The sequence below is a fragment of the Streptomyces sp. NPDC001219 genome (assembly GCF_053597915.1).
On sequence record NZ_JBSFJF010000032.1, the window covers coordinates 26898 to 36092 of the forward strand.

Sequence of the window (9195 nt, forward strand, 5' to 3'; positions counted from 1 at the left end):
AAAGTCAAGTCGTCGCCTGGGCGTTGCGCCCTGTAGCAAAGGTGCATGAGGGGGCTCCAGAAGCCCGCCCCCCGCACTCGCCCGCCCTCCGCGCCCCCGCGGTCCCCTCCGGCGCCCACCGCTCCCCACCGCGCACAACCACCGCCACCCGCGCACCCGCGTGAGCCGTAGGTGCCGGGACCGCCCCCGGGGGGGCGTCAGGCCACCAGCGGCCGGTCCGTCGCCGCGATCGGCGCCGGGAGCGCGGTGGAGCCGGTGAGATAGCGGTCCGTGGCCGCCGCCGCGGCCCGGCCCTCCGCGATGGCCCACACCACCAGGGACTGCCCCCGTCCCGCGTCGCCCGCGACGAAGACCCCGGCCGCCACGCCGCGTTCCGCCCCGGCGCCGCCACCCCGCGCCGCCCGGAACCCGTCGTCCCGGGCGAAGTTCCCCCGGGCGTCCAGCGTGAGCCCCAGCTGCGCCATCAGTCCGCTGTCCCGTTCCGGACCGGAGAAGCCGAGGGCGATCAGCACCAGTTCCGCCGGGATGACCCGCTCGGTGTCCGGCAGCGGCCGCCGGGCCGCCGGCTCCACCTCGGTCAGACACAGCGCGCGCACCCGCCCGGCCGCGTCGCCCTCGAACCGGAGGGTGGCGGAGGAGAAGAACCGCGGATCGGTGCCCGCCCGGCCCCGGGCCTCCTCGTGCGCGTGGGAGATCCGGTAGACCTTCGGATAGACGGGCCAGGGCTCGGTGTCGGGCCGGGCGTCGCCCGGCTCCGGGTTGATGTCCAGCTGCACCACGGAGGCCGCGCCCTGGCGCAGGGCGGTGCCCAGACAGTCCGAGCCGGTGTCCCCGCCGCCGACGATCACCACATGCCGGCCCTCGGCGGTGACCGGGGACGCGGCACGGTCGCCCTCCGCGACCCGGTTGGCGAGCGTCAGGTACTCCATGGCCTGGTGGATGCCGGCCAGCTCCCGCCCCGGTACGGGCAGCTCCCGCTGCTCCGTGGCACCGACGGCCACCACGAGCGCGTCATGCCGCCGTCCCAGCTCGGTGGCGTCGACCGCGCCGCCGACGTCCACCCCCGTACGGAACTTGGTGCCCTCGGCCCGCATCTGCCCGATCCGGCGGTCCAGGTACCGCTTCTCCAGCTTGAACGCCGGGATGCCGTAGCGCAGCAGTCCGCCGATCCGGTCGGCGCGCTCGTAGACGGCGACGGTGTGCCCGATGCGGGTCAGCTGCTGCGCGGCCGCCAGCCCCGCGGGCCCGGAGCCGATGACGCCGACGCTCTTCCCGCTCAGCCGCTCCGGCGGATGCGGGGGCGCGAACCCCTGCTCCCAGCTCTGGTCGGCGATGGCCTGCTCGACGTTCTTGATCGTCACCGGATCGGCGTTGATCGCCAGCACACAGGCGTCCTCGCAGGGCGCCGGGCACAGCCGCCCGGTGAACTCGGGGAAGTTGTTCGTCGCGTGCAGCCGCTCGGACGCCGCGCGCCAGTTGCCCCGCGTCGCGTACGCGTTCCACTCGGGGATGAGGTTCCCCAGCGGGCAGCCGCTGTGGCAGAACGGTATGCCGCAGTCCATGCACCGCCCCGCCTGCTCGGCGACCAGCGGCAGCAGCGCCTGCCCCGCGTAGACCTCGTGCCAGTCGCTCAGCCGCTCCTCGACGGCCCGCGGCGGAACGGGCCGCCGGGGAGCCTTGAGGAAGCCGCGTGGGTCGGTCATGCGCCGCCCTCCATCGTTCACACATGGTGCACAGGGCGTTCTGTCAGCCTACGCCTGGTTCATCCGGCTTTCCTGACTCGGCGGGGAGTCCGGAGGTCGACTGGATCAAGCCACCACCAGGACGGCTCCGCCCTCCCGCAGACGATGACCGCCCCCACCCACCCCCTCACGCTCCGCCACCTCGCCCCTCGCTCCGGGCGGTCTCCACCACGCCAATTCCTGGCAAATTCCGTGTACTGACCGCGACGGGTCATCGGCAATGCGTGGGCGCGTTCCCGAGGGTTCACTCGATCCCGGTATCGATTAGGTCACAGCGTTCGGCAATACGCCCAGCCTGGAGCGTTTTGCGCGATTCGCCCCGTGACCTGCGTCACGCTGGCTGAAATTCGCCCGTGGTACATCTTCACGACCGCCTGACGGACGTCACCCATGTCCGCGTAGGGGGCGCTTGAGCCGGCCACCGCCGGCATGCAACTCCATCAGCATCCGGGGGGATCGAAACCCGATCCGTCGCCACGTAGAGGCGCGGGTCGGCATGGAGCGGAAGGGCGCACCACACATGACCTCAACGCAGGTCGGCACGAACCCCGGCGACGGCAACGAAGCCTCGGGCGCGGCACCGGAAGAGGGCTACGAGCGCGGTCTCGGCAGCCGTCAGGTCCAGATGATCGCCATCGGCGGCGCCATCGGCGTCGGCCTCTTCCTGGGCGCGGGCGCGAACATCGCGAAGGCCGGGCCCAGCCTCATCCTCATGTACGCCCTCGCCGGCGTGATCGTCTTCTTCATCATGCGGGCGCTCGGTGAGCTGCTTCTGTACCGCCCCGTTTCGGGTTCCTTCTCGGAGTACGCCCGTGAGTTCCTCGGACCCTTCTTCGGGTTCGTGACGGGCTGGACGTACTGGCTCATGTGGGTCGTCACCGGCATGGCCGAGCTGACGGCCGCCGCGATCTACGTGCACTTCTGGTTCCCACAGATCCCCCAATGGGTCACCGCACTGGTCTTCCTGGTCGTGCTGTTCGTGGCGAACCTGATCTCGGTGAAGATCTTCGGTGAGATCGAGTTCTGGTTCTCGATGGTCAAGGTCACCGCGCTCGTCGGCATGATCGTGATCGGCCTCGGCGTCGTCACCTTCGGCTTCAGCCAGGCGGGAGACGCCGCGGCGGTCTCCAACATCTGGGCGCACGACGGGATCTTCCCCAACGGCGTCGGCTCCAGCCTGATGACCCTCCAGGGCGTCATGTTCGCCTACCTCGCCGTCGAGCTGGTCGGCGTCACCGCGGGTGAGTCCGAGAACCCGGAGAAGACCCTGCCCAAGGCCATCAACACGCTGCCGTGGCGCATCATCGTCTTCTACGTCGGTGCGCTGAGCGTGATCCTGATGGTCGTGAAGTGGACGGAGTTCCAGCCGGGCGTCAGCCCGTTCGTGGCCGCCTTCGCGAAGATCGGCATCCCGGCCGGTGCGGCGATCATCAACTTCGTCGTCCTGACCGCCGCGTTGTCGTCCTGCAACTCGGGCATGTACTCCACCGGGCGCATGCTCCGCGACCTCGCCGCCAACTCCGAGGCCCCGAAGGTCCTCGGCAAGCTGAGCTCCACCAAGACCCCGGCCCTCGGCATCACCCTCTCCGCCGCCCTCATGGGCATCGGCGTGATCCTCAACTACGTCGTCCCGGAGAAGGCGTTCGGCTACGTCACCTCGGTGGCCACCGCGGCCGGCATCTGGACCTGGCTGATGATCCTCATCAGCCACATCCTCTACCGCCGCGCGGTCGTCGCCGGCCGTCTGCCCGCCTCGTCCTTCCCGGCGCCGGGCGGCACGGTGTGCAGCTGGATCGCGGTGGCGTTCCTGCTCCTGGTCACCGGCCTGATCGCCATCGACCCGGACAGCCGCGTCTCGCTCTACGTCGGCGCGGGCTGGGCCGTCTGCCTGGCCATCGGCTGGGCCGTCCTCAAGGCACGCAACCCGCACCTCGCGGCGAAGGCGAACCCCGAGGGCAAGGAACTGCAGGCCACCGGCCGCCCTCGCGGCTGACCCGGCGGGCCCCTGCGAAGGCCCTCTCCGGACGGCCGTGACGCCGTCGACCCGCTGAACGGGCGCCCAGGCCACCGGCCCGGGCGCCCGCTCGCGTTCACCCGGTGCCCGCGGCGAGCAGGCCGGCTCCGGAGAGCTCTCCCAGCGCGGTCGTGATGTCGGTCGGACAATGCCTTCACCGATCAGGGTATTGGTCCCTCGGCCACGCGATGAGCTGCCTCTGCTGCGCGAAGGCCGTCGACCGGGGCCAGGGTCCGCTCCAACGGGCCTTCGCCGAGAGTGGCGGGGTGCACGAGGGCGAGTACCCGCAGGATGTCGTTGGCGGCGGTGCGTTCCTTGATGCTGCGCGGCAGCAGCCGGGACGAGAGCGGCACTCGCACGGCCGGCTGCTGAGGTGACGAAGCACGTTCCCAACGCAGCAGAACATCGGTGCTGTTGCTGTGCAGGAGCCGCCGCAGGCGCGACAGATCCTCGTGAAGCATGCGTTCGGCGACAAGATCGAGCGCCAGGGGATGGCCGCCGAGGTCACGAAGCACCTCATCGGCGGCGAGACGCTCCGCTGGGCTGGTGGGCCGCCGTCGCGAGGTGAGCAGCTCGTATGCGTCGGCGTCGGGCAGGGGATCGAGATCGAGCACCTCGGTGGAGGAGCCGTAGTGCCGGGACCGGGTGGTGAGCAGGGTGGCGGTGACCATGTGGGGGCCGTGCAGCAGGGCCAGCTGCTCTCGGGACAGACCGTCGGGCACGCCGTCGAGCACCCACAGGCAGGGCTGGTCGCGCTCTCCCAGTGCGACGGCCAGATGACTGAGCAGTGCAGGCAAGGAGCGCGAACGCGCTTCGATGCCGAGCGCTGAAGCCACGGTGCGCACCTGGCCGACATAGCTTTCCAGCGCGCGGTCGGGCGCGTCGGAGCCGACGCTGTGCAGGTCGAACCAGTAGATGCCGCCAGGGAACGAGGGCGCGAACTGCAGCGCGTACTCCTGCGCCGGCAGCGACTTCCCGATGCCTGACACCCCGCGGACCACCGCGGTCCTCCCATGGCCTGCCTGGGAGACCAGCGGGGCGCGGTGCCGGTGCAACGCCGTGTGGAGGTGCCATTGCTCAGCCAGCCGACCGGTGAAGCGGCGGGACCCGGACGGTATCGGAGCGGGCAGCCATCTCAGGCTCGCCGGACCCGGGGCGCCACCCAACGGGCCCCTCAAGTCGCTGACATAGGACGTGACGCGATCGGCCAGCAGATCCGCGGCGGCCTCGCTGCTGATACCGGGCCAGTGTCGGGCGTCGCGCAGTTCCAGCGGGTGCACATGGTCGGCGGACTGCTCGGGGTTGATCACCAGGATGCGGCGCCGGGGGTCTCCTTCACGCTGCCCGGCCAGGAACGCGTAAGTCAGTTCCCACTGGCAGGCACGGCGGCGCGGGTACTCCTGTGAGTACAGCGCCAGGAGAGCCTTCGACCTGGCCAGGGCACGGGAGATGGTGGCGAGGAAAGGCATGGGCCGGCCGGCGGAGGTGGCCGTCGAGTTCACCGTGCCCTTCGTCGGAGAGATCAGCGGCACGTGGCGCCCGGATGACGCCGAACGGAAGGCGGCCTGGGAGCTGTACGTCGAGTTGATCACCCGCGTGAGCGTGATCGAGCTCGGCCCGGCGGAAGGCGTACTGCGCGAAGCGCTCTCCTCGCACTACACGCTCTCCCTCGATCACCTCGGCCACCAAATCAGCGCGGGGGGGGGCGTAGGAAGCGGCGAGCCCCGGTCGCCGGGCAGCGAGGAGCCTGCGTAAAGGGCGGGCACTTCTCGGTTGACCTGGGGCGAACGGCTTCCGCGTCAGCGACTCATGTGCGGGCGAGGCATCCGGTGAAGCTGTGTGGTGACCAGGCACTCGGCTCCGTCACTCAGTTCCGTGCCAGGGACATCACCGGCGCCACAAGAGTGCCTTGAGACCTCGGGAGCACGATCCAGCCAGGAACCGTTTTCCCGGGCTACTTCGGCGGGGATACAGTCCGGCCAGGGACCGCAGCACGGGACCAGGGGAGGGGCTGGCGTGTTGGAGATCGTGACGGTGGGGGCGCTCACCGCATTTCTCACCGCGGTGGGAAATGGTGCCGCGGGGGAGATGGGCAAGCGGGCTCTTGTGTCGACAGGCGCTCTGGTACGACGGACGCTGGGGCGTGAGACGCCGTCCCCGGCCGGTCCGGTGGGGTGGGAGGCGCTGGCGCGGGAGCTGCATACGAGGCTGGGCCAGGACCGGCAGCGCAATGACGAGTGGGCCCAGCTGCTGCGGAGCATGCCGGACCCCACGCCACTGCTGCCCCCGGGGGTGGGACTACCGCCTGCCACCAGATACTTCACCGATCGCCAGCGGGCACTGAAGCAGCTGACGCGAGAGGCGGCCCGGTCGGCAGAGGGCCGGCCACGGGTTGCCCTCCTGTACGGGCCGCCCGGAATCGGAACCACCGCGGTAGGTCTGTACTGGGGTGCCGGTCAGGCCGCCCGGTACCCCGACGGACAGTTCTACGTCGACCTCCGCGACGCGGCCTCGGAGCACGGGCCCGGGCCGTCGGCCGTCCTCCTGCGACTGTTGCTGAAGATGGGGGTCGAGCGGGAAGGAATTCCACCTACTGAGGCAGGGCGGGAAGAGCTGTACCGGCGGCTGACCGCCGGCCGAAGGGCGCTGGTGGTGATCGACCATGCCTCATCCGTCGCGCAGGTCCGCCCTCTCATCCCCACCACCCCGGAGGTCTTCCTCCTTGTCATCGCGTCCGGACCGGCCTTCGCATTGGAGGCGGAGCGCATCGCCGTACCACGGCTCAAGGACCGGGACGCGGTGAAGATGCTGAGGAAGGTCGCCGGCCCGGAGAAGGTCGCGCTCGCCAAGCCGCACCTGCCTGCACTGCTGGGCCACTGTGCGGGCAACGCCTTTGCTCTGAAGGCGGCGGCGATGAGCCTGCTGACTGACGAACCGTCGCTCCCGGATGCGGCGGATGGCGCTCTCGCGCGCTCTCCAGTGCACGGCATGGCCCAGGCCACCTGCCGTGGGCTCGCCCCCGAGACGGCAAGGTTGTGCCGGCTGACCGCGGTGGGCGGCTGGCCCGCCTTCGACGCCGACCTGGCCGGGGCGGCCGCGGGCGTTGCCCCGGAGGAAGCCGGCCGGATGCTGGCCGAAGCGGCGGACACGCAGTTGGTTGAGCCTCTGCATGAAGGCCGCTACCGCTTCCGCCCCGAGGTCCGACGCCTCCTGGCCGACGCCGCGAGTCTCGAGCACGGAATCGCGGAGTGTGCCGCGGCCGTGTCCCGAGCGCTCGACTGCCTGCTGAACCGGGCACTGCACGCCGCACATGCCGCGCTGCCACAAAGCTGGCGGGTCGAGCCCGCTCCGGCGGAAGACGCCCCATACCGCGACGAAGCCGCGGGCATGGCGGCCTTGCGGGCCGAGGCCATGAATGTGATCCGGGCGGTCTCAGTGGCCCAGGAGTACGGGCATCTTGGCATGACGCTGCGGCTGGCCCGCGCGCTGTGGCCGCTTCAGCTGAAAGCCGGGTACTGGGACGAGGTGCTGCCCGCTCTGCAGATCGCGGCGCGGTGCGCCGACGAGCATGACCCGGATTCCCGCACGGCAGCCGCACTCCACTTCCAACTCGGTCACTGCCATGGCGAACTGCGGCGATGGGAGGAGGCCGAGTGCGAGACGCGCCTGGCCGTCGCGGGTGAGCGCGCGGCAGGCCACATGCGGGGTGAAGCGTCGTCGGTGGAACAGCTGGGTCTGCTGATGCTGAGCCGGTGGCAGTACGCAGCGGCCTACGAGCGGTTCGTCGAAGCGGAACGCCTGTACCGGCGGATCTCCTCCGAGCAGGACGGCGCGGAGGACCTGCCACGCGCCCTCGCCCTGGCCGAGCGCCACCAGGGACGTGCCCTGCGGGGCGTGGATCGTCTGGAGGAGTCCCGCATCCACCTGGAGAGGTCGCTGGACTTCTTCAAGGAACAGGGTGAGGCGTACAACCAGGGCCGCGTCCTTACCGACCTCGCTGAGACGCTGCATGACGCCGGCGACGATGCCGCGGCGCTTGCCAGGATCACGGAGGCGGAGCGTCTGCTCGTGCCGGAGGGGGCGACTCCACACCTGGAGTACCTCGCCCGCCTCCGGCAGCGATGCGAAGCCGTGCAGTAGCAGCTGTCACCTGCTGCACACCACCGGATGAACGCCGCCGGCCACGTGTACCCGAAGCGTCGCCCCGTCAAGAGGTACCTCGCCGCCGTGCGTCAACCACGCGTGCAGCGCCGAGGCGTACACCGCCGGGTCGGCGTCCGCCGCGGGGGCCGCCGACAGTCGCAGAACGCCGAGGCCGCGGACGCGCACAGTGCATTGGTCCGGACCGCTGACGTACACGGCGAGGGAGCAGTGTGGGTGACGGTGCAGCACTTCCGCTGTCCACTCATCCGGGGTTCCCAGGCGCGGATCGCCCAGCGCTCCGTCACGCCAGATGACGTCGGCCGTCGCCAGATCGCCGGGATCGCGGGTGTCCTCGTGCACGGCGCGGTGCGTCTCGCCGGCAGCGTCGTATGGATGCCCCGTGGATCGCTCGATCACGACATCCACGCCGTGGACTCGGGTATGGACGTCCAGCGGATTGGTACGCCGTGGGGGATCGTGGTGCGGCAGTGGCAGCGGCTCCAGCAGAGCGGTGGCCGCGGGCTCGGGGAGAGCCATCAACCCGTAGAAGTGCCGTCGCAGCAGTTCCGCCGAGGCTCCGGGGGCTGAGGTGGTGAACTCCGCGGGATCGGCGAGCGGCTGGTGCTGGGCCAGCAGTTCTGCGAGCTGATCGCGCAACGGGCCGTGCGGGTCGAGCCGTGGAGCGTCCCGGACGAACGCCGCGAGCGGTGCCTCAGGGTCCAGCCGCTCCTCCCCGGTGGCTGCCAGCAGTACAGGATGTCCCAGCGCGGCGGCGTAGTAGGTGACCGCCCCGAAGTCCCCCAGGACGACGTCCGCCGCAAGCAGGGCCTGGCGCCATGAGTGCACCGGATCGATCAGGGTCAGGCCACTGCGGCGTGCCCGGTCCAGCCACACACGGATCTGGCCCGGCCCGTGCCCGTACCAGATGTTCGGATGAAGGATGGCTGCGAGCCGGTAGTCGTCGGTCGGCAGCTCGGCGGCGAGCCGAGGCAACAAGCCTGGCAGAACGTCCTGGTCACCGCCGTTCCCGAAGAGACCTTCCGGGTTCCAAGTGGAGTTCAGGACGATCAGCCGCTGGCCGCGGCGCACTCCCAGAGCGCGCCGGAACCGTTCCCGGTAAGGGCGCGCGGCCAGCATGCGGTCGAAGCAGGGGTCGCCGGCGAGTACGGCTGCCTTCTCGGCCTCGGGGCATACGCGGCGCAACCGCTGCAGTTGCTCCGGATGCGACAGCACAAGCCCATCCATGAACGGTTCGCCGTCTGCAAGCAGCCAGTCCGCAGACAGCCCGAATGTCGG

Annotated in this window: 6 protein-coding genes; 3 read left to right on the top strand and 3 right to left on the bottom strand. The window is 70.7% G+C overall.

Features of this window, described 5'->3' with window-relative positions; all coding sequences use genetic code 11:
- Positions 1 to 197 precede the first annotated feature (197 nt).
- Positions 198 to 1703 (bottom strand): glutamate synthase subunit beta, encoded by a 1506-nt coding sequence (locus ACWC9R_RS21110; RefSeq protein WP_450733573.1) that lies wholly within the window; start codon positions 1701 to 1703, stop codon positions 198 to 200.
- A 559-nt stretch (positions 1704 to 2262) separates the two neighbouring features.
- On the opposite strand from ACWC9R_RS21110, the gene ACWC9R_RS21115 reads away from it, so the two are divergent.
- Positions 2263 to 3735, top strand: coding sequence for an amino acid permease (locus tag ACWC9R_RS21115; RefSeq protein ID WP_450733574.1), 1473 nt, complete (start codon positions 2263 to 2265; stop codon positions 3733 to 3735).
- Positions 3736 to 3917: 182 nt separating this feature from the next.
- Here ACWC9R_RS21115 and ACWC9R_RS21120 read toward each other — a convergent pair whose 3' ends face one another.
- Positions 3918 to 5258 carry a hypothetical protein gene (locus ACWC9R_RS21120; protein ID WP_450733576.1) on the bottom strand — a complete coding sequence of 447 codons (1341 nt, stop codon included), beginning with the start codon at positions 5256 to 5258 and terminating at the stop codon, positions 3918 to 3920.
- Here ACWC9R_RS21120 and ACWC9R_RS21125 point away from each other — a divergent pair.
- Complete coding sequence (locus ACWC9R_RS21125; RefSeq protein ID WP_450733578.1) at positions 5242 to 5511, top strand: hypothetical protein; 270 nt, start codon at positions 5242 to 5244, stop codon at positions 5509 to 5511. The genes ACWC9R_RS21120 and ACWC9R_RS21125 overlap by 17 nt on opposite strands.
- Before the next feature lie 261 nt (positions 5512 to 5772).
- On the top strand, positions 5773 to 7896 hold the full coding sequence (locus ACWC9R_RS21130) for an ATP-binding protein (RefSeq protein WP_450733580.1): 2124 nt from the start codon (positions 5773 to 5775) through the stop codon (positions 7894 to 7896).
- Positions 7897 to 7902: 6 nt separating this feature from the next.
- Here ACWC9R_RS21130 and ACWC9R_RS21135 read toward each other — a convergent pair.
- The coding region (locus ACWC9R_RS21135) for a hypothetical protein (protein ID WP_450733582.1) at positions 7903 to 9195 on the bottom strand (1293 nt) is incomplete at its 5' end.

Bases quoted from the DNA above. Each gene is read 5' to 3' on its own strand.
- ACWC9R_RS21110 (WP_450733573.1), bottom strand. From the start codon at position 1,703: ATGACCGACCCACGCGGCTTCCTCAAGGCTCCCCGGCGGCCCGTTCCG.
- ACWC9R_RS21115 (WP_450733574.1), top strand. From the start codon at position 2,263: ATGACCTCAACGCAGGTCGGCACGAACCCCGGCGACGGCAACGAAGCC.